Source organism: Enterobacter kobei, assembly GCF_001729765.1.
Lineage (GTDB): Bacteria > Pseudomonadota > Gammaproteobacteria > Enterobacterales > Enterobacteriaceae > Enterobacter > Enterobacter kobei.
The window spans coordinates 3,301,716-3,322,195 of record NZ_CP017181.1 but is presented as its reverse complement, the minus strand read 5'-3'; the positions used below and the strand labels follow the sequence as shown (position 1 = coordinate 3,322,195).

Here is a 20,480-nt window from a genome sequence, read left to right as displayed (position 1 = left end):
CCAGCGGGCTTCGGCCCGTTTCACAACGCTCAAACACAAACAACAACATCGGAGCCGTGATGGCAGGAAACAGTATTGGACAGATATTCCGCGTGACCACCTTTGGTGAGTCGCACGGGCTGGCTTTAGGTTGTATCGTTGACGGCGTACCGCCCGGCATCGAACTGACTGAAGCTGATTTGCAGCACGACCTTGACCGCCGTCGTCCGGGCACCTCTCGCTACACCACGCAGCGTCGCGAGCCGGATCAGGTCAAAATTCTCTCTGGCGTCTTTGAAGGCCGCACCACCGGGACCAGCATTGGTCTGCTTATCGAAAACACCGACCAGCGTTCTCAGGACTACGGCGCTATTAAAGACGTATTCCGTCCGGGCCACGCTGACTATACCTACGAGCAAAAGTACGGTTTCCGCGACTATCGCGGCGGCGGACGCTCTTCCGCGCGTGAAACCGCGATGCGCGTGGCGGCGGGTGCCATTGCCAAAAAATACCTGCAGCAGAAATTTGGCATCGTCATTCGCGGCTGTCTGACCCAGATGGGCGATATTCCGCTGGCCATTAAAGACTGGGACCAGGTTGAGCAAAACCCGTTCTTCTGCGCCGATGCCGACAAGCTGGATGCGCTGGACGAGCTGATGCGTGGCCTGAAAAAAGAGGGTGACTCCATTGGGGCGAAGGTCACCGTGGTGGCCGACGGCGTGCCGCCAGGCTGGGGCGAGCCGGTGTTTGACCGTCTCGACGCTGACATTGCGCACGCGCTGATGAGCATCAACGCGGTGAAGGGTGTAGAGATTGGCGACGGGTTTGACGTGGTACAGCTTCGCGGCAGCCAGAACCGCGACGAAATCACGAAAGCGGGCTTCCAGAGCAACCATGCGGGTGGCATCCTCGGCGGGATCAGCAGCGGGCAGCAGATTGTTGCGAATATTGCCCTGAAGCCAACCTCCAGCATTACCGTGCCGGGCCACACGATTAACCGCTCTGGCGAAGAAGTTGAGATGATCACCAAAGGACGTCACGATCCTTGCGTGGGGATCCGTGCGGTGCCGATCGCAGAAGCGATGCTGGCGATCGTGCTGATGGATCACTTCCTGCGCCAGCGCGCGCAGAATGCGGATGTGACGACCACCATTCCACGCTGGTAACCATGAAAAAAACCGCAATTGCTCTGCTGGCGCTGCTCGCCAGTGGAGCCAGTCTGGCCGCCACGCCGTGGCAAAAGATCACCCATCCGGTGGCGGGCAGCGCGCAGTCTATCGGCGCCTTTTCGAACGGCTGTATCGTCGGCGCGCAGGCGCTTCCGCTGCAATCGGATACTTATCAGGTGATGCGTACCGACCAGCGCCGTTACTTCGGTCACCCTGACCTGGTGCTGTTTATTCAGCGACTGGGAAACCAGGTACATAACCTGGGGCTGGGGACGATGCTGATTGGCGATATGGGCATGCCTGCGGGCGGGCGCTTTAACGGCGGACACGCCAGCCACCAGACCGGACTGGATGTCGATATCTTCCTGCAGCTACCGAAAACACGCTGGACGTCCGCGCAACTGCTGAAACCGCAGGCGCTGGATCTGGTGGCGAGTGACGGTAAGCGCGTGGTGCCCTCCCTGTGGACGCGGGATGTGTCCAGCATGATCAAGCTGGCAGCAGAAGATAACGACGTCACGCGGATCTTTGTGAATCCGGCCATCAAACAACAGCTCTGCCTGGATGCCGGAACTGACCGCGACTGGCTGCGCAAAGTGCGCCCGTGGTTCCAGCATCGTGCGCACATGCACGTTCGTTTGCGTTGCCCGGCAAACAGCCTGGAATGTGAAGATCAGCCGTTACCTCCGCCAGGCGATGGCTGCGGTGCGGAGCTGCAGAGCTGGTTTGAACCGGCAAAACCTGGAACCTCTAAGCCTGAGAAGAAGACACCGCCTCCGTTGCCGCCTTCCTGCCAGGCGCTACTGGATGAGCATGTACTTTAATGGATAATTTCGTCGATCTGTTTATGGTGTCCCCGCTGCTGCTGGTGGTGCTGTTTTTTGTTGCCATGTTAGCCGGGTTTATTGATGCGCTTGCTGGCGGCGGCGGGTTGTTAACGGTACCCGCACTGCTGGCGGCGGGCATGAGCCCCGCTCAGGCACTGGCCACCAACAAACTTCAGGCCTGCGGCGGCTCGCTTTCAGCATCACTCTATTTTATCCGCCGCAAGGTGGTGAGCCTCGCCGATCAGAAGCTCAATATTCTGATGACCTTTATCGGCTCGACGTCGGGCGCGCTGCTGGTGCAGCACGTACAGTCCGATATTTTGCGCCAGATCCTGCCGATTCTGGTTATCTGCATCGGTCTCTACTTCCTGCTGATGCCAAAGCTCGGTGAAGAAGACCGTCAGCGTCGCTTGCATGGCTTGCCGTTTGCCCTGATAGCCGGGGGCTGCGTCGGTTTTTACGACGGCTTCTTTGGCCCGGGCGCAGGCTCGTTTTACGCGCTGGCGTTTGTGACGCTGGCCGGGTTTAACCTCGCTAAATCTACCGCCCATGCCAAAGTGCTTAATGCGACCTCTAACCTTGGTGGCCTGTTGCTGTTTATCATTGGCGGCAAGGTCATCTGGGCAACCGGTTTTGTCATGATGGCAGGGCAGTTCCTGGGCGCGCGCGCGGGCTCGCGCCTGGTATTAAGCAAAGGACAGAAGCTGATTCGCCCGATGATCGTCATCGTTTCGGCGGTTATGAGCGCAAAGCTTCTTTATGACAGCCATGGACAGGAGATCCTCCACTGGTTGGGGATGAACTAATGAACAGTACGCATAACTACGAACAGCTGATTGAGATTTTTAACGGCTGCTTTGCTGATGATTTTAATACCCGTCTGATTAAAGGCGACGACGAACCGATCTATCTTCCTGCTGATGCCGAAGTGCCGTACAACCGGATCGTCTTTGCGCACGGCTTTTACGCCAGCGCGCTGCATGAAATTTCGCACTGGTGTATTGCGGGGAAAGCGCGTCGCGAGCTGGTGGACTTCGGCTACTGGTACTGTCCGGACGGACGCGACGCCGCAACCCAGGGCCAGTTTGAAGATGTGGAAGTGAAACCGCAGGCGCTGGAATGGCTATTCTGTGTCGCGGCGGGTTTCCCGTTCAACGTCAGCTGTGACAACCTCGAAGGCGACTTCGAGCCAGACCGTATCGTCTTCCAGCGCCGCGTGCATGCACAGGTGATGGAATATCTTGAGAAAGGCATCCCGGAACGTCCGGCACGCCTGATCGAGGCTTTACAGAATTATTACCACACGCCGGTGATCACGGCGGAATGCTTCCCCTGGCCGGAAGATCTTTAACTGAGGAAAAAAGATGATCGCAGAATTTGAATCACGCATTCTGGCGTTAATTGATGACATGGTGGAACACGCCAGTGATGATGAGCTGTTCGCCAGCGGTTATCTGCGTGGTCACCTGACGCTGGCTGTTGCCGAGCTGGAGGCAGGAGACGATCATTCTGCCGAAGCAGTGCATGATGAAGTCACCCGCAGCCTGGAAAAGGCAATTCAGGCGGGTGAACTGTCCCCGCGCGACCAGTCTCTGGTGCTGGGCATGTGGGACACTTTGTTCCAGCAGGCTAAACGCTAAGTCATCGTATTTCGCCCGGTGGCGCTGCGCTTACCGGGCCTACGAATATCCCCTCTCCCTGTGGGAGAGGGTTAGGGTGAGGGCACCCGTCCGCACCCTACTTAACCTTCTTCCCCTTCAGCAGTTTTCGCACCCACAATCGATTCGGGTTCAGCCCCGCAAGCGTTGTTCTGTCCAGCGGTAGCGGTTCGTTGCTCATTTGTGCGGCTAAGGCTTCAGCCAGTAGCGGTGCAGAACATAATCCACGCGAACCCAGCCCACCCAGCATAAACAGTTCGGGATAAACCGGTGCAGCTACCGCCGTTTCCTGGTGGTTTGCAAGGTCGTGATAGGCTTCAAGCGTTGCCTCATAGTCCGGCACATTCCCCATCATCGGCAGATGATCGCGCGTTGCGCAGCGCACGCCACAGCGGGCCGCGCCTTCGCTGACGTCAACCTCTTTCGCCCACGCTGCATCCGGGAAGCAGTCAATCAGGCGCTGGCGGTTTTGCTGTTGATCCGCCTCGCTGTAGCGCATATCCGCTTCGCCACGATGATAGCTCGCCCCGATGCAGTGATGACCATTAGACGGATTTTGTGGCGTCAGATAGCCGTCATAGCACAGCACCTGACGCAGTTTGCCCAGTTCGGACGTAGTAGGGATATGACTCACCTGGCCGCCGACCGGATAAACCGGCACGGGTTCTGTCTGGATAAACTGGTTGATGCTATGTCCGTTCGCCAGCACAACGCTGGCATGGCTTGCCTCTTTGCCATCAGCAAAACGCAAATTCCAGCGTTCTGTTCGGGACAGCGATTCAACCTTGTGGGCATAGTAGACCGTCAGCCCGCGTGACTGCGCAAGGTCAATCGCCGCAGCGGTCAGTTCAGCCGGGCACAGCCAGCCGCCGAGCGGATACTGAATGCCCTCGCAGCAGGTTTCAACGCCGGTGGTGTCGGCGGCCTCTTGCGCGCTTACCGCCCGCGCAATGTCTTCCGGCAGTCCCAGGGACAGCATCTGCGCGATTTTTTGCTGACTTCTCTCATCCCAGCCGAGTTGCGTCACGCCGCACCATTCATGATCGAACGTCACCGGCAGGGCATCATACAGGCGACGGGCAAAGGTAAAGGCCGCCGGGAAAAACTGGAACAGTGCCGGATCGTGCGCGCTTAAAAGGGGATAGAGCGCCCCCTGGCGGTTGCCGGAGGCCCCACCTGCTGGCGCATCGTCAGCACAATAAAGCGTCACCTGCCAGCCACGGTGGATAAGCGCAAGAGACAGCAGGGCGCTGGCGATCCCTCCGCCTGCTATCGCCACTTCCCGTGACGCGCTGGCGCTGCGCGCAAACCAGGGTGCACTGGCGGGGATGTCCAGCGTCTGCTCCATCCTGCCGACCAGCATGTCGCGCTTGCGGCCAAAACCTTTGGTTTTCTGCATGGTAAAGCCCGCTTCCTGCAAGCCGCGGCGAACAAAGCCTGCTGAGGTGAAGGTGGCGAGCGTTGCGCCCGGACGCGCCAGTCGCGCCATCGCGTTAAACAGATGCTGGCTCCACATATCCGGGTTTTTGGCAGGCGCAAAACCGTCCAGGAACCACGCGTCCACCGTCTGATTCATCGCATCATCAAGCTTATCGGTAAGGTCGTTGATGTCGCCCAGCCACAAATCCAGCGTCACGCGTTCGCCGTCCAGAATCAGACGGTGGCACCCCCCAATGTGAGGCGGCCATTGTGCCTGAAGCTGTTCAGCCCAGGTTGCCAGCTCCGGCCAGCGTTGATGGGCCAGGTGCAGATCGTGCGCGGTGAGCGGGAATTTTTCGAAACTGATGAAATGTAATCTTTGTAGCGTAGCCTCAGGGTGGGCAGCGTGAAACTGGTCAAACGCCTGCCAGAGGGTCAGAAAATTGAGCCCGGTGCCGAATCCGCTTTCCGCGACCACAAACAGGCTCCGCGGATGCTCCGGGAAGCGGGTGCTGAGCTGGTTTCCGTCGAGGAAAACATAGCGAGTTTCTTCGAGTCCGTTATCATTAGAAAAATAGACGTCATCAAAATCTCGGGAAACAGGTGTACCCTCAGCGTTGAATTCGAGGTTGGCGGGTTGTATAGCGTTTTGTTTCACGTAAGTTACTCGTCTGACAGGCAGTGGCACGATCTTAACGATGTGAGTCCATCGGTGCAAATTTCCGCAGAAAATGTCTGATCGGACTTGTTCGGCGTACAAGTGTACGCTATTGTGCGACTCGAAACTTACTATAGTGCGACTTACAGAGGTATTGAATGAAACGTGCAGTGATTACTGGCCTGGGCATTGTTTCCAGCATCGGTAATAACCAGCAGGAAGTCCTGGCATCTCTGCGTGAAGGACGCTCCGGGATCACTTTCTCTGAAGAGTTTAAAGATTCAGGTATGCGTAGCCACGTATGGGGTAACGTCAAACTGGACACCACCGGTTTGATTGACCGCAAAGTGGTTCGTTTCATGAACGATGCCTCTATTTATGCTTATCTCTCCATGCAGGAAGCGATTGCAGATGCAGGTCTGAGCGCGGAAGTTTACCAGAACAATCCCCGCGTAGGTCTTATCGCTGGTTCCGGCGGCTCATCTAAAGCGCAGGTATTCGGTGCTGACGCAATGCGTAGCCCGCGTGGTCTGAAAGCGGTAGGTCCGTACGTGGTCACCAAAGCCATGGGCTCTGCGGTTTCCGCATGCCTGGCCACTCCGTTCAAAATCCACGGTGTGAACTACTCCATCAGTTCCGCGTGTGCGACGTCCGCACACTGCATCGGTAACGCGGTTGAGCAGATCCAGCTGGGTAAACAGGACATCGTCTTTGCTGGCGGCGGCGAAGAGCTGGGCTGGGAAATGGCCTGTGAGTTCGACGCGATGGGCGCTCTGTCCACCAAGTACAACGAAACCCCGGAAAAAGCGTCCCGTACTTACGACGCGCACCGTGATGGCTTCATCATCGCAGGCGGCGGCGGTATGGTTGTGGTTGAAGAGCTGGAGCACGCGCTGGCACGTGGTGCGCATATCTACGCTGAGATCGTGGGCTACGGCGCAACGTCTGATGGCGCTGACATGGTTGCGCCATCCGGTGAAGGTGCGGTGCGCTGCATGAAGATGGCGATGCACGGCGTTGATACGCCAATCGACTACCTGAACTCTCACGGTACCTCTACTCCGGTAGGCGACGTGAAAGAGCTGGGTGCAATCCGCGAAGTCTTCGGCGACAACAGCCCGGCAATTTCTGCCACCAAAGCAATGACCGGTCACTCTCTGGGTGCTGCGGGCGTGCAGGAAGCGATCTACTCTCTGCTGATGCTGGAAAACGGCTTTATCGCCCCAAGCATCAACATTGATGAGATGGACGAGCAGGCTGCTGGCCTGAATATCGTGACGAAACCAACGGAAGCGACACTGACCACCGTCATGTCTAACAGCTTCGGTTTCGGCGGCACGAACGCGACGCTGGTAATGCGTAAGTACAAAGCATAAGCGTTTGAATGTATAGTAGAAGGGAACCGGAAGGTTCCCTTTTTTTATGCCTCAACACGGAGTTATGCATGAAGGCTGTTATCCCAGAGAAGAGCGCCCCTTCCGGTAACCTTTCCCTTTTCCGAATCGCCTTTGCGGTATTTCTGACCTACATGACCGTTGGCCTGCCGCTGCCGGTGATCCCACTGTTCGTTCATCAGGAACTCGGCTATGGCAACACCATGGTCGGCATTGCCGTGGGCATTCAGTTTTTAGCCACGGTGCTAACCCGCGGGTACGCCGGACGGCTGGCAGATCAGCATGGTGCAAAACGCTCGGCGTTACAGGGGATGTTTGCCTGTGGTCTGGCGGGCGGGGCATGGCTGTTAGCCGCGCTTTTGCCGGTAGACGCAGGGTATAAATTTGCGCTGCTGGTGCTGGGACGTTTAATCCTTGGCTTTGGTGAAAGCCAGCTGCTGACCGGTACCCTGACCTGGGGAATGGGTCTGGTGGGGCCTGCTCGTTCGGGCAAAGTGATGTCCTGGAACGGCATGGCTATTTATGGCGCGCTGGCCGCTGGTGCACCGCTGGGACTGCTGATCAACAGCCAGTTTGGTTTTGCGGCGCTGGCAGCCACCACCATGGTGTTGCCGCTGCTGGCGTGGGCGTTTAACGGCTCGGTACGTAAGGTACCCGCTCACAAAGGGGAGCGTCCTTCCCTGTGGAGCGTGATCGGCCAAATCTGGCAGCCGGGTCTGGGCCTGGCGCTGCAGGGCGTAGGTTTTGCGGTGATTGGCACGTTCGTCTCGCTCTACTTTATGAGCCGCGGCTGGGCGATGGCCGGATTTACGCTCACCGCGTTTGGCGGGGCGTTTGTGCTGATGCGCGTGTTCTTCGGCTGGATGCCGGATCGCTTTGGCGGCGTGAAGGTGGCGGTGGCATCGCTGATGATAGAGACCGTTGGCCTGCTGCTGCTGTGGCACGCACCGGTCGCCTCTGTCGCGCTGATTGGCGCAGCACTCACCGGCTGCGGTTGCTCGTTGATTTTCCCGGCGCTGGGCGTGGAAGTCGTGAAGCGTGTGGCCCCGCAGGTGCGTGGCACAGCACTCGGCGGCTATGCGGCGTTTCAGGATATCTCATACGGAGTAACCGGACCGCTGGCCGGACTGCTGGCCACCTCGTTTGGATACCCGTCCGTCTTCCTGGCCGGTGCCATTTCTGCGGTCGTGGGGACCGTGGTGACGCTGGTGGCGTTTCGTCGGTCGTAGTTTTTGCCCGGTGGCGCTTCGCTTACCGGGCTTACAACCGCACTAGCCGTAGGCCGGGTAAGGCGAAGCCGCCACCCGGCAGTGTTAAGCAACCAGCCAGAAAATCGCCAGCGCAATCAGTAACGCAATAAACATCAATCCCGGACGGGCGGAGAGCGTTCTGAACGTCTCCACAACGGGCGCAAAAAGCGGGCTGTAGATAGGCTGAATGTTTCTTGCCTCCGGTACGCCGCCTTCCCGCTCGGCGCGGCGCACGAAGATCTGATTGAGCACATCCTGCACCTGCGCGGTGGTCAGTACCGTTTGCGGTGTCGCCTGCCAGTTCTGCTGGGCGTAATCCCGAATCGCCTCGAACTCATGCGGTTCCAGCGGCTGTTTAAGCGCAGCCTGAACGGTATGCAGGGTAGGGGCGCTCTGGGTGCTGAGCGTCTGGCGCGCCTGTAGCCAGGTCACCAGATGGGGAAACTGTTTGGCCGGGATCAACTCGCCCGCCTTTACGCCGGACAGTTCGAGCATGGATTGCCAGATAAGCTTTGTTGACTCGCCGGTGGCGGCGGCCAGTTTGGTCACCATTTGATTCAGCGTGTTGTGCTCAGCAGGCAGCAGCGAACGCTCGGTCGCTGGCCGCAGCTGCGGCTGTGGGATCGACAGCTGATTGTTCTGCAACAGCGTCAGCACGGTTTTAAGCTGGTCTGGCGTCAGCTGGCTCAGGGCCGTCTGGCCATACTGCTGGCGGATAAAGTCGCTGACCGCCTGACGGTTATTTCCCTGGCCGAGCAGCTCGGTCAGTTGCGTGACAATCTGCCGCGTGGTGTGGTTCTGCTGTGCGGTCGTAATACGCTGGTTGAGATTTTGCTCGGCAGCAGGGAAATGTCGCGACTGCAGCGGTGCGTCGTTCCTTACGCCTAAATCATGCTTTACCCCGGCCCAGACTTCCGCGTTTTGCTGTGAAGTCAGCGCAATCAGGCGCGTGATCAGTCGCTCCAGCACGGTGCGCTGTTGCGTGGATAGCGGTTGTTCACCGGCAACGTTTGGCGTGACAGGGCCTTCACCCGGAGGGCGTGGCGGCGTACCTGAAATGGGCTGCATCGTCAAAAATCCTTAAAGTCAAAACTCAGCGTAAACCTGGCAGACGTATATGCCTGGCGGCCAGATTATGGCACACTTGGCAGGTTTACTTCCTCTCAAACAGGTACTCAGACGTGAAAATCCTCGTTGATGAAAATATGCCTTATGCCCGTGAGCTGTTTAGCCGCCTGGGTAACGTTAAGGCTGTCCCTGGTCGCCCGATCCCGGTCAACGAACTGGATGACGCAGACGCGCTGATGGTGCGCTCGGTGACCAAAGTAAATGCGTCGTTGCTCGCCGGAAAAGCGATTAAGTTTGTCGGAACCGCAACGGCAGGGACCGATCATGTGGATGACCAATGGCTGAAGCAGGCGGGGATCGGCTTTTCCGCCGCGCCCGGCTGTAATGCTATTGCCGTCGTGGAATATGTCTTCTCCTCTTTGCTGATGCTGGCCGAGCGCGACGGTTTTGTGCTGAAAGACCGCACCGTGGGGATCGTCGGGGTGGGTAACGTGGGTGGACGCCTGCAAAAGCGCCTGGAGGCGTTAGGTATTCGCACGCTGCTGTGCGACCCACCGCGTAAAGACAACGGTGACGAAGGGGATTTCCGCTCGCTGGATGAGCTGGTTGAACAGTGTGATGTGCTGACGTTCCACACGCCGCTGTTTAAAGAGGGCCCCTATACGTCCCTGCATCTTGCCGATGAAGCACTGATCCGTCGTCTGAAGGCTGGCACTATTCTGATAAATGCCTGCCGTGGCCCGGTGGCGGACAACGCCGCGCTGCTGAAATGTCTGAATGAAGGACAAGACCTCCGCGTTGTGCTGGACGTCTGGGAGCCGGAGCCGGATCTTAACGTTGAACTGCTTAACAAGGTGGACGTAGCCACTGCGCATATCGCGGGCTATACGCTTGAAGGCAAAGCCCGCGGCACAACGCAGGTGTTTGAAGCCTACAGCACGTTTATTGGCCATCCGCAGCAGGTGGCGCTGGATACCTTACTTCCCGCACCTGAATTTGGCCGCATTACCCTGCACGGCCCGCTCGATCAGGCAACGCTGAAAAGGCTGGTGCATTTGGTGTATGATGTGCGCCGCGATGATGCGCTGCTGCGTAAAGTGGCGGGGATCCCGGGTGAATTTGACAAGCTGCGTAAGAACTATGTTGAGCGCCGCGAGTGGTCGTCCCTGTATGTGATGTGCGACGACGCAACGGCCGCGACGCTGCTGAAAAAACTGGGTTTTAACGCCGTTCATCACCCGGCGCATTAATGTCTTCTTAATGCTCCCTGTCGGATACTCCGGCAGGGACGCTTTTTTATTTCTGGAGTAAACCACCATGTCTGAAGGCTGGAACATTGCCATTTTAGGTGCCACCGGTGCCGTGGGCGAAGCCCTGCTCGAAACCCTTGCTGAGCGTCAGTTCCCGGTGGGCGATATCTATGCGCTGGCGCGTACCGATAGCGCGGGTGAGCATCTGCGCTTTAACGGTAAATCCGTCATGGTCCAGGATGCGGCTGCGTTTGACTGGACCCAGGCGCAGCTGGCATTTTTCGCCGCAGGTGCTGAAGCCACGGCGTCTTACATCGAAGAGGCGACCAATTCAGGTTGCCTGGTGATCGACCTGAGCGGTCTGTTCGCCATGGAGCCGGACGTGCCGCTGGTGGTGCCGGACGTCAACCCGTATGTCCTGGCGGACTACCGTAACCGTAATATCATCGCGGTACCGAACAGTCTGACCAGCCAGCTGCTGACCGCGCTGAAACCGCTGATTGACGACGGTGGCCTGTCGCGTATCACCGTCACCAGCCTGCTGTCTGCCTCCGCAAATGGCAAAAAGGCCGTCGATGCGCTGGCCGGGCAGAGCGCGAAGCTGCTGAACGGTATCCCGATTGATGAGGATGATTTCTTCGGTCGCCAGTTGGCGTTCAACATGCTGCCACTGCTGCCGGATCGTGAAGGTTCCGTGCGCGAAGAGCGCCGTATCGTCGACGAAGCGCGCAAAATTCTGCAGGATGAGGGGCTGATGATCTCCGCAAACGTCGTGCAGTCGCCGGTATTCTACGGTCACGCGCAGATGGTAGGTTTTGAAGCCCTGCGCCCGCTGGCGGCGGAAGAAGCGCGCGATGCGTTTGGCCGCGGTAAAGATATCGTACTTTCCGAAGAGAGCGAGTTTCCGACGCAGGTGGGTGACGCCACCGGTAGCGCCCATCTTTCAGTCGGTTGCGTGCGGAACGATTACGGTATGCCGGAGCAGGTTCAGTTCTGGTCCGTTGCGGACAACGTTCGTTTTGGCGGCGCGCTGATGGCGGTCAAAATTGCTGAGAAACTGGTGCAGGAGTACCTGTACTGATGTCAGAAGTGGAACAAAAGCCGGTTCATAAAATTGCCCTCGGTATCGAGTACGATGGCAGTAAATATTATGGCTGGCAGCGTCAGAATGAGGTGCGAAGCGTCCAGGAAAAGCTGGAGAAAGCGCTCTCTCAGGTGGCAAACGAGCCGATTAACGTTCTGTGCGCAGGCCGTACGGATGCGGGTGTTCACGGTACCGGGCAGGTGGTCCACTTTGAAACCACTGCCGTGCGCAAAGATGCCGCCTGGACGCTGGGTGTAAATGCGAATTTACCTGGTGACATTGCGGTGCGTTGGGTGAAAGCTGTGCCGGATGATTTTCACGCGCGCTTCAGCGCGACGGCGCGTCGCTACCGCTATGTCATCTACAACCAGCGTCTGCGTCCGGCGGTGCTAAGCCAGGGCGTAACGCATTTTTATGAACCGCTCGATGCTGAACGCATGCATCGTGCCGCGCAGTGTCTGATTGGTGAAAATGACTTTACGTCGTTTCGTGCGGTGCAATGTCAGTCCCGTACGCCGTGGCGTAACGTTATGCACATAAACGTCAGCCGTTTTGGCGCGTATGTGGTGGTGGATATCAAAGCCAATGCCTTTGTACATCATATGGTGCGGAATATTGTAGGCAGCCTGATGGAAGTGGGTGCCGGACACCAGCCGGAGAGCTGGATTGCAGACCTGCTGGCAGCGAAGGACAGAACGCTTGCGGCAGCCACGGCGAAAGCAGAAGGACTGTATCTGGTTGCGGTAGACTATCCGGATCGGTTTGACCTGCCAAAACCGCCAATGGGCCCGCTGTTTTTAGCGGACTAAACAAAGGTGCAATTAAGGCTTAGACAATATGGACGTAATACGTTTTCTGATTGATTTCATTCTGCATATTGATGTTCACCTGGCGGAACTGGTCGCGCAGTATGGCGTCTGGGTTTATGCCATCCTGTTCCTCATTCTGTTCTGTGAAACCGGTCTGGTCGTTACCCCCTTCCTGCCGGGGGACTCCCTGCTGTTTGTTGCGGGTGCGTTATCGGCCCTACCGACCAATGATTTGAACGTGCATCTGATGGTGGTGATGATGGTGATTGCCGCAATTATCGGGGATGCCGTCAACTATACCATTGGCCGGGTGTTCGGTGAGCGCTTGTTCAGCAATCCTGATTCGAAAATTTTCCGTCGCAGCTATTTAGATAAAACCCATGCGTTTTATGAACGTCATGGCGGAAAAACCATTATCCTTGCGCGTTTTGTGCCTATTGTGCGCACATTTGCACCGTTTGTGGCGGGAATGGGGCATATGTCCTATCGTCATTTTGCGATGTATAACGTCGTGGGCGCGCTGCTGTGGGTGCTGTTGTTTACCTATGCAGGCTACCTGTTTGGCGACTTGCCGGTGGTTCAGGAAAACCTTAAGTTACTGATTGTAGCGATTATTGTGCTTTCCGTACTGCCTGGCGTTATCGAGATTATTCGTCACAAACGCGCGGCGGCAAAGCAAGCGAAGTAAATGCACGCTGGCGGTTCGACCACTTTTTTATCCAAAGTTTCGGGCTGTTATGTTTTAATGTGCAACATTCATGGTCTGTTGGAGGCAAAAATGGCATTATTCGCCTCTTATAGCAAAACTGGCATACGACCAGGTTCAGGCAGAAAGGTTATCAATGAGCTGGATTGAACGAATTAAAAGCAACATTACCCCAACGCGCAAAGCGAGCATTCCTGAAGGGGTATGGACGAAGTGTGATAGCTGCGGCCAGGTTCTGTACCGTGCAGAGCTGGAACGCAATCTTGAAGTGTGTCCGAAGTGTGACCACCATATGCGTATGTCGGCGCGTAACCGCCTGCATAGCCTGCTGGACGAAGGTTCACTGGTAGAACTGGGCAGCGAGCTTGAGCCAAAAGATGTGCTGAAGTTCCGCGATTCCAAAAAATACAAAGATCGTCTGGCCTCTGCACAGAAAGAGACTGGCGAGAAAGACGCGCTGATCGTCATGAAAGGCACCCTGCATGAAATGCCGGTTGTCGCCGCGGCGTTTGAGTTCTCCTTTATGGGTGGCTCAATGGGCTCTGTCGTGGGCGCACGTTTTGTGCGTGCCGTTGAGCAAGCGCTGGAAGATAACTGCCCGCTGATCTGCTTCTCTGCCTCTGGCGGAGCACGTATGCAGGAAGCGCTGATGTCTCTGATGCAGATGGCGAAAACCTCTGCGGCGCTGGCGAAAATGCAGGAACGCGGTCTGCCTTACATTTCCGTGCTGACCGACCCAACCATGGGAGGCGTCTCTGCAAGCTTCGCGATGCTGGGCGATCTGAACATTGCTGAGCCAAAAGCATTGATCGGTTTCGCGGGTCCTCGCGTCATTGAGCAAACCGTTCGTGAAAAACTGCCGCCGGGCTTCCAGCGCAGTGAGTTCCTCATTGAGAAAGGCGCCATCGATATGATCGTCCGCCGTCCGGAAATGCGCCTGAAACTGGCAAGCGTTCTGGCGAAGCTGATGAATCTGCCCGCGCCAAACCCGGATGAGCCGCGCGAAGGCGTGGTGGTACCGGATCAGGAACCCGAGGCCTGATAACTGAAAAGGGCAGGGCCAGATGGCGCTGCCCTTTTGCTTTATAACCTGCTAATGACAACCGGGCATCATGGAAAATAAAAGCATTCCTCAAGCCACGTCGCCCCTGGCCGCGTGGCTTTCTTATCTGGAAAACCTGCACAGTAAAACCATTGATATGGGGCTTGAGCGCGTAAGCCAGGTTGCCGCGCGTCTGGGCGTGCTGAAACCTGCGCCTTTCGTTTTCACCGTCGCAGGCACCAACGGTAAAGGCACTACCTGCCGTACGCTGGAATCCGTCCTGATGGCGGCGGGTTACAAGGTTGGCGTTTACAGCTCACCACACCTGGTACGTTACACTGAGCGGGTTCGCGTGCAGAACAGCGAGCTGCCGGAATCGGCGCATACGGCGTCGTTCGCGGAAATCGAAGCCGCGCGAGGTGATATCTCGTTAACCTATTTCGAGTACGGCACGCTTTCGGCATTGTGGCTGTTCAAACAGGCGCAGCTGGATGTGGTGATTCTGGAAGTGGGTCTTGGCGGGCGGCTTGATGCCACCAATATGGTGGATGCGGACGTGGCGGTGGTCACCAGTATCGCGCTGGACCATATCGACTGGCTGGGGCCGGATCGCGAAAGCATTGGTCGCGAGAAGGCCGGTATTTTCCGGGCGAATAAACCCGCCGTGGTCGGTGAGCCGGATATGCCGCACACTATTGCTGACGTGGCCCAGGAGAAGGGGGCTCTGTTGCTGCGCCGTGGCGTTGACTGGCAATATGAGGTTCAGGATAACGGCTGGCGCTTTAGCGATGCGCAGGGAATGCTGGACAACCTGCCGCTGCCGCAGGTGCCACAGCCTAACGCGGCAACCGCGCTGGCGGCATTGCGCGCCAGCGGATTAGCGGTCAGCGATCAGGCGATCCGCGACGGCATTCAGAATGCGCTGCTGCCGGGACGTTTTCAGATTGTGAGTGAGTCACCGCGCCTGATCCTGGACGTGGCGCACAACCCACACGCAGCGGCGTACCTCGCAGGACGTCTCAAATCGTTACCAAAAACCGGGCGCGTGCTGGCGGTTATCGGTATGCTTCATGATAAAGATATCGGTGGCACGCTGGCCTGCATGGAGAGTGTGGTCGATAGCTGGTATTGTGCTCCTCTTGAGGGGCCGCGTGGTGCGACGGCCGAGCAGTTGATGGAACATCTCGGCAAAGGCGCAATCTATAGTAGCGTGGCTCAGGCCTGGCATGCCGCGATGGCGGATGCTAAACCAGAAGATACCGTGCTGGTGTGTGGCTCTTTCCACACGGTGGCACATGTCATGGAAGTGATGGACGCGGGGAGAACCGGTGGCGAGTAAGTTTCAGAACCGTTTAACAGGAACCATTGTGCTGGTCGCGCTCGGGGTGATTATTCTTCCCGGGCTGCTCGACGGGCAGAAAAAGCATTATCAGGACGAGTTTGCAGCCATTCCGCTGGTGCCAAAACCGGGCGACCGTGATGAACCGGATATGCTGCCTGCGGCGACACAGGCGCTGCCTGCCCAGCCGCCGGAAGGGGCGGCTGAAGAAGTTCGCGCGGGCGATGCCGCTGCGCCGTCGCTCGACCCGTCGCGTCTGGCGGCGAATAACAACATCGAGATTGATCCGGTACCGGTAGAGAAGCCTAAGCCTGTTGAAAAACCGAAGCCGGTAGAGAAACCGCAGCCGAAGCCAACGCGTGATAAAGCGGAAGAGCAACTGGCTGCTGCGTCAGAAACCCCTCCGCCAGCGAAGCAAGACGCAGCCCCGACCGGCAAAGCCTATGTTGTGCAACTGGGCGCGTTGAAAAACGCCGATAAAGTTAACGAGGTCGTGGGTAAACTGCGCAGCGCGGGCTATCGTGTTTACACTTCACCTTCCACGCCGGTGCAGGGTAAAATTACCCGTATCCTTGTGGGGCCGGAAGCGTCTAAAGATAAGCTGAAAGGCTCGCTGGGTGAGCTGAAGCAGATCTCCGGTCTGAGCGGTGTGGTGATGAACTATAGCGCGAACTGATAAGATCTCCCCCTCACCCTAACCCTCGCCCCTCAAGGGAGAGGGCCGGGGTGAGGGGGAGAAGACGTCCACAGAGATGTCAAAAGGACCGTGGCGTTGATTATTTTTTCAGCGCCTTTTTTATTTACGCGCGGGAAGGAAATCCCTACGCAAACGTTTTCTTTTTCTGTTAGAATTCGCCCCGAACTGGATGACAGGGCGTTAAATCGTGGGACACATATGGTCTGGATTGATTACGCCATCATTGCGGTGATTGGTTTTTCCTGTCTGGTTAGCCTGATCCGTGGCTTTGTTCGTGAAGCGTTATCGCTGGTGACTTGGGGTTGTGCTTTCTTTGTTGCCAGTCATTACTACACTTACCTGTCTGTCTGGTTCACGGGCTTTGAAGATGAACTGGTCCGAAATGGAATCGCCATCGCGGTGCTGTTTATCGCGACGCTGATTGTTGGTGCTATCGTCAATTACGTGATAGGTCAGCTGGTCGAGAAAACCGGTCTGTCAGGAACGGACAGGGTACTCGGGATCTGTTTCGGGGCGTTGCGAGGTGTGCTGATTGTGGCCGCCATCCTGTTCTTCCTGGATACCTTCACCGGGTTCTCCAAAAGTGAAGACTGGCAGAAATCGCAGCTCATTCCTGAGTTCAGCTTCATCATCAGATGGTTCTTTGACTATCTGCAAAGCTCGTCGAGTTTTTTGCCCAGGGCATAAACCCTGAGATGTGGCTTAACGAGGAAAAGACGAATGTGCGGTATTGTCGGTATCGCCGGTTTCATGCCGGTAAACCAGTCGATTTATGACGCGTTAACGGTGCTTCAGCACCGTGGGCAGGATGCTGCGGGTATCATCACCATTGATGCAAACAACTGCTTCCGTTTACGTAAGGCGAATGGCCTGGTAAACGATGTGTTTGAAGCCCGCCATATGCAGCGTCTGCAAGGTAATATGGGGATCGGTCACGTTCGTTATCCTACTGCTGGCAGTTCCAGCGCCTCTGAGGCACAGCCTTTCTACGTCAACTCACCGTATGGCATCACCCTTGCCCATAACGGCAACCTGACCAACGCCCATGAGCTGCGTAAAAAGCTGTTCGAAGAGAAACGTCGCCACATTAACACCACCTCTGATTCTGAAATCCTGCTCAACGTGTTCGCCAGCGAGCTGGATAACTTCCGTCACTACCCGCTGGAAGCAGACAATATCTTTGCTGCCATTGCTGCGACCAACCGCCAGATCCGCGGTGCATACGCCTGCGTGGCGATGATTATCGGTCACGGTATGGTTGCCTTCCGCGATCCAAACGGCATTCGTCCGCTGGTGCTGGGCAAGCGCGACCTTGGCGATGGCCGTACCGAATATATGGTTGCCTCTGAGAGCGTGGCGCTGGATACCCTGGGCTTCGAATTCCTGCGTGACGTTGCGCCGGGCGAAGCGGTGTATATCACCGAGAAGGGCCAGCTGTTTACCCGTCAGTGTGCCGACAACCCGGTCAGCAACCCGTGCCTGTTTGAATACGTCTATTTCGCCCGCCCGGACTCCTTCATCGACAAGATTTCCGTCTACAGCGCGCGCGTAAATATGGGCACGAAGCTCGGCGAGAAGATTGCTCGCGAATGGGACGATCTCGACATCGACGTGGTTATTCCTATCCCGGAAACCTCCTGCGATATCGCTCTGGAAATTGCCCGTATTCTGGATAAACCTTACCGTCAGGGCTTCGTGAAGAACCGCTACGTTGGCCGCACCTTCATCATGCCGGGCCAGCACCTGCGCCGTAAGTCTGTACGTCGTAAACTGAACGCCAACCGCGCCGAATTCCGTGATAAGAACGTTCTGCTGGTGGATGACTCCATCGTGCGTGGTACCACCTCTGAGCAGATTATCGAGATGGCGCGCGAAGCGGGGGCGAAGAAAGTGTATCTGGCGTCTGCCGCACCGGAAATTCGCTTCCCGAACGTGTACGGCATCGATATGCCAACCGCCAATGAGCTGATTGCGCACGGTCGCGAAGTGGACGAAATTCGTCAGATTATCGGCGCCGATGGCCTGATTTTCCAGGATCTGAACGATCTTATCGACGCGGTGCGCGCCGAGAACCCGGAGATTCAGCAGTTCGAATGCTCCGTGTTTAACGGCGTCTATGTGACGAAAGACGTCGACCAGCAGTACCTTGACTATCTTGATTCGCTGCGCAACGACGATGCGAAAGCCGTTCAGCTGCAAAACGATCTCGAAAGTTTAGAGATGCACAACGAAGGTTAATCTCTCTGCAAGTGAGGGCGTTCGCCCTCACTTGCAACTCCCCGCGAAATCCTGCACAGTCTGCCCTGAAATCAGTAAGGGCGAAAATCATGAAACGACTCATTGTTGGGCTCAGCGGTGCCAGTGGCGCCATTTACGGCGTACGTCTGCTGCAGGTTTTGCGCGACGTAGCGGAAGTCGAAACCCATCTGGTGATGAGCCAGGCGGCGCGACAAACCCTCTCCCTTGAAACCGATCTCTCCCTGCGTGATGTTCAGGCACTGGCCGACGTCGTGCACGACGCGCGCGATATCGCCGCCAGCATCTCCTCAGGCTCGTTTAAAACCGCTGGCATGGTGATCCTGCCCTGTTCAATTAAAACGCTCTCCGGCATTGTGAACAGCTATACCGACACGCTGGTGACGCGCGCGGCGGATGTCGTGCTGAAGGAACGTCGCCCGCTGGTGCTTTGCGTGCGGGAAACGCCGCTACATCTGGGGCATTTGCGCCTGATGACCCAGGCCGCCGAGCTGGGCGCCGTGATCATGCCGCCGGTACCGGCGTTTTATCATCGCCCGCAGTCGCTGGATGATGTGATCAACCAGACCGTCAACCGCGTGCTGGATCAGTTTGATATCGACCTGCCGGAAGATCTCTTCACCCGCTGGCAGGGAGCCTGATTCTGTGCACACATGCTGTGCATGAAAAGAGACGTTGCCCTGTTTCAGGGCAATTATGCAACGGCGATCATATCCTCGACATTTAATTCGTTTTTTCCCTTTTTCTCTCTCCGGTTCGTTCGGCAGACCTGCTATCTTTCACCATTAAGGCAATATCGCAACGTTTTATTAACATATTTAACGTCGAAGTTTTGACCAGACGGCAATGTGGCATAAGACCTGCAAGAGAAGCCTGCAACACAACACACAACACAATACATAATAAAATCACGGTACTTGAGGGTAAATGTATGAAGAAGACGGTTCTGGCTCTGTCTTTGCTGGTGGGGTTAAGTGCGGCGGCAGGTAGCTATGCGGCGCTTCCACAGACGGTTCGTATCGGTACAGACGCAACCTACGCGCCATTCTCTTCCAAGGATGCGAAAGGCGATTTCGTGGGGTTTGATATCGATCTGGGAAATGAAATGTGCAAACGCATGCAGGTAAAATGCACATGGGTGGGCAGCGACTTTGACGCATTAATTCCGTCGCTGAAAGCCAAGAAAATCGACGCCATTATCTCTTCTCTCTCTATCACCGAAAAACGTCAGCAGGAGATTGCCTTCTCTGACAAGCTCTACGCCGCTGATTCACGTCTGATTGCTGCTAAAGGCTCCCCGATCCAGCCGACCATCGACTCGCTGAAAGGCAAGCATGTTGGCGTGCTCCAGGGGTCAACGCAGGAAGGTTATGCCAATGCCAACTGGCGCGAGAAGGGTGTCGACGTGGTTGCCTATCAGAATCAGGATCTGATTTACTCTGACCTGTCGGCGGGCCGTCTGGATGCTGCATTCCAGGATGAAGTCGCCGCGAGCGAAGGCTTCCTGAAGCAGCCAGCCGGGAAAGACTACGCTTTTGCAGGCCCGTCCGTGAAAGACAAAAAATACTTTGGTGACGGCACCGGTATTGGCCTGCGTAAGGATGATACCGAGCTGAAAGCCGCCTTTGACAAAGCGTTTACAGAGCTGCGTAAAGACGGTACTTACGACAAACTGGCGAAGAAATACTTCGACTTCAACGTCTACGGTGACTGAGACCTGACGGTGATGCACTGAAAAGAGGCATCAGGCGAAGGGGTGATCCAGTATGGTGCGTTAAATGCACTATATTGGATCGCTTTGTGCATACTTACGCATTTATAATGCAAAATATCCCGGCCCGAAGGCATTAATCTTTGCCTGAAAGTGGGGATTAA

The 20,480-nt window shown here is 56.6% G+C and carries 20 protein-coding genes; 18 read left to right on the top strand and 2 right to left on the bottom strand.

What is annotated here, in order from left to right; translation table 11 throughout:
* Positions 1-59 precede the first annotated feature (59 nt).
* Genes aroC through BFV64_RS15910 form a run of 5 tightly spaced genes read left to right on the top strand, consistent with a single transcriptional unit; the run spans position 60 to position 3,615 of the window.
* Positions 60-1,145: a chorismate synthase gene (aroC, locus tag BFV64_RS15930; protein WP_014884680.1), complete on the top strand. Its 1,086-nt coding sequence runs from the start codon at positions 60-62 to the stop codon at positions 1,143-1,145.
* Positions 1,146-1,147: 2 nt separating this feature from the next.
* Positions 1,148-1,972 carry a penicillin-insensitive murein endopeptidase gene (gene mepA / locus BFV64_RS15925; protein ID WP_014884679.1) on the top strand — a complete coding sequence of 275 codons (825 nt, stop codon included), beginning with the start codon at positions 1,148-1,150 and terminating at the stop codon, positions 1,970-1,972.
* Positions 1,972-2,781 carry a sulfite exporter TauE/SafE family protein gene (locus BFV64_RS15920; protein ID WP_023330989.1) on the top strand — a complete coding sequence of 270 codons (810 nt, stop codon included), beginning with the start codon at positions 1,972-1,974 and terminating at the stop codon, positions 2,779-2,781. Before mepA ends, BFV64_RS15920 begins: the two co-directional genes overlap by 1 nt.
* Positions 2,781-3,326, top strand: coding sequence for an elongation factor P hydroxylase (locus BFV64_RS15915; protein ID WP_014884677.1), 546 nt, complete (start codon positions 2,781-2,783; stop codon positions 3,324-3,326). Before BFV64_RS15920 ends, BFV64_RS15915 begins: the two co-directional genes overlap by 1 nt.
* A 13-nt stretch (positions 3,327-3,339) precedes the next feature.
* On the top strand, positions 3,340-3,615 hold the full coding sequence (locus BFV64_RS15910) for a YfcL family protein (RefSeq protein WP_014884676.1): 276 nt from the start codon (positions 3,340-3,342) through the stop codon (positions 3,613-3,615).
* A 97-nt stretch (positions 3,616-3,712) separates the two neighbouring features.
* On the opposite strand, the gene mnmC is transcribed toward BFV64_RS15910, so the two are convergent.
* Positions 3,713-5,710: a bifunctional tRNA (5-methylaminomethyl-2-thiouridine)(34)-methyltransferase MnmC2/FAD-dependent 5-carboxymethylaminomethyl-2-thiouridine(34) oxidoreductase MnmC1 gene (gene mnmC, locus BFV64_RS15905; protein WP_059373597.1), complete on the bottom strand. Its 1,998-nt coding sequence runs from the start codon at positions 5,708-5,710 to the stop codon at positions 3,713-3,715.
* A gap of 158 nt (positions 5,711-5,868) precedes the next feature.
* Between mnmC and fabB the strand changes: the two genes are divergently transcribed.
* Together fabB and BFV64_RS15895 are read left to right on the top strand one after the other, a co-directional pair.
* On the top strand, positions 5,869-7,086 hold the full coding sequence (gene fabB / locus BFV64_RS15900) for a beta-ketoacyl-ACP synthase I (protein WP_014884674.1): 1,218 nt from the start codon (positions 5,869-5,871) through the stop codon (positions 7,084-7,086).
* A gap of 68 nt (positions 7,087-7,154) precedes the next feature.
* The gene (locus tag BFV64_RS15895) at positions 7,155-8,333 is read left to right on the top strand and encodes an MFS transporter (protein WP_063667042.1); all 1,179 of its coding nucleotides are present in this window, start codon (positions 7,155-7,157) and stop codon (positions 8,331-8,333) included.
* Between the two features lie 84 nt (positions 8,334-8,417).
* Here BFV64_RS15895 and flk read toward each other — a convergent pair whose 3' ends face one another.
* Positions 8,418-9,422: a flagella biosynthesis regulator Flk gene (gene flk / locus BFV64_RS15890; protein ID WP_059373292.1), complete on the bottom strand. Its 1,005-nt coding sequence runs from the start codon at positions 9,420-9,422 to the stop codon at positions 8,418-8,420.
* A gap of 113 nt (positions 9,423-9,535) precedes the next feature.
* Here flk and pdxB point away from each other — a divergent pair, with 113 nt between their 5' ends.
* From pdxB to argT, 11 genes are all read left to right on the top strand, one after another.
* Positions 9,536-10,672 carry a 4-phosphoerythronate dehydrogenase PdxB gene (gene pdxB, locus BFV64_RS15885; protein WP_069602274.1) on the top strand — a complete coding sequence of 379 codons (1,137 nt, stop codon included), beginning with the start codon at positions 9,536-9,538 and terminating at the stop codon, positions 10,670-10,672.
* Between the two features lie 67 nt (positions 10,673-10,739).
* Positions 10,740-11,753 carry an aspartate-semialdehyde dehydrogenase gene (locus BFV64_RS15880; protein ID WP_069602273.1) on the top strand — a complete coding sequence of 338 codons (1,014 nt, stop codon included), beginning with the start codon at positions 10,740-10,742 and terminating at the stop codon, positions 11,751-11,753.
* On the top strand, positions 11,753-12,565 hold the full coding sequence (truA, locus tag BFV64_RS15875) for a tRNA pseudouridine(38-40) synthase TruA (RefSeq protein WP_014884669.1): 813 nt from the start codon (positions 11,753-11,755) through the stop codon (positions 12,563-12,565). Before BFV64_RS15880 ends, truA begins: the two co-directional genes overlap by 1 nt.
* A gap of 28 nt (positions 12,566-12,593) precedes the next feature.
* On the top strand, positions 12,594-13,253 hold the full coding sequence (locus BFV64_RS15870; protein ID WP_059373294.1) for a DedA family protein: 660 nt from the start codon (positions 12,594-12,596) through the stop codon (positions 13,251-13,253).
* Positions 13,254-13,407: 154 nt separating this feature from the next.
* Complete coding sequence (accD, locus tag BFV64_RS15865; RefSeq protein WP_014884667.1) at positions 13,408-14,313, top strand: acetyl-CoA carboxylase, carboxyltransferase subunit beta; 906 nt, start codon at positions 13,408-13,410, stop codon at positions 14,311-14,313.
* Positions 14,314-14,383: 70 nt separating this feature from the next.
* Positions 14,384-15,652, top strand: a complete 1,269-nt coding sequence (folC, locus tag BFV64_RS15860; protein WP_014884666.1) for a bifunctional tetrahydrofolate synthase/dihydrofolate synthase — start codon at positions 14,384-14,386, stop codon at positions 15,650-15,652.
* The gene (dedD, locus tag BFV64_RS15855) at positions 15,642-16,328 is read left to right on the top strand and encodes a cell division protein DedD (protein ID WP_045281761.1); all 687 of its coding nucleotides are present in this window, start codon (positions 15,642-15,644) and stop codon (positions 16,326-16,328) included. The genes folC and dedD overlap by 11 nt, the downstream gene beginning before the upstream one ends.
* Before the next feature lie 219 nt (positions 16,329-16,547).
* Complete coding sequence (cvpA, locus tag BFV64_RS15850) at positions 16,548-17,036, top strand: colicin V production protein (RefSeq protein WP_000262116.1); 489 nt, start codon at positions 16,548-16,550, stop codon at positions 17,034-17,036.
* Positions 17,037-17,069: 33 nt separating this feature from the next.
* Positions 17,070-18,587 carry an amidophosphoribosyltransferase gene (gene purF / locus BFV64_RS15845; protein WP_014884664.1) on the top strand — a complete coding sequence of 506 codons (1,518 nt, stop codon included), beginning with the start codon at positions 17,070-17,072 and terminating at the stop codon, positions 18,585-18,587.
* A gap of 89 nt (positions 18,588-18,676) precedes the next feature.
* Positions 18,677-19,246, top strand: coding sequence for a UbiX family flavin prenyltransferase (locus BFV64_RS15840; RefSeq protein WP_014884663.1), 570 nt, complete (start codon positions 18,677-18,679; stop codon positions 19,244-19,246).
* Positions 19,247-19,536: 290 nt separating this feature from the next.
* Positions 19,537-20,319, top strand: a complete 783-nt coding sequence (gene argT / locus BFV64_RS15835; RefSeq protein WP_014884662.1) for a lysine/arginine/ornithine ABC transporter substrate-binding protein ArgT — start codon at positions 19,537-19,539, stop codon at positions 20,317-20,319.
* The last annotated feature ends 161 nt before the right edge of the window (positions 20,320-20,480 follow it).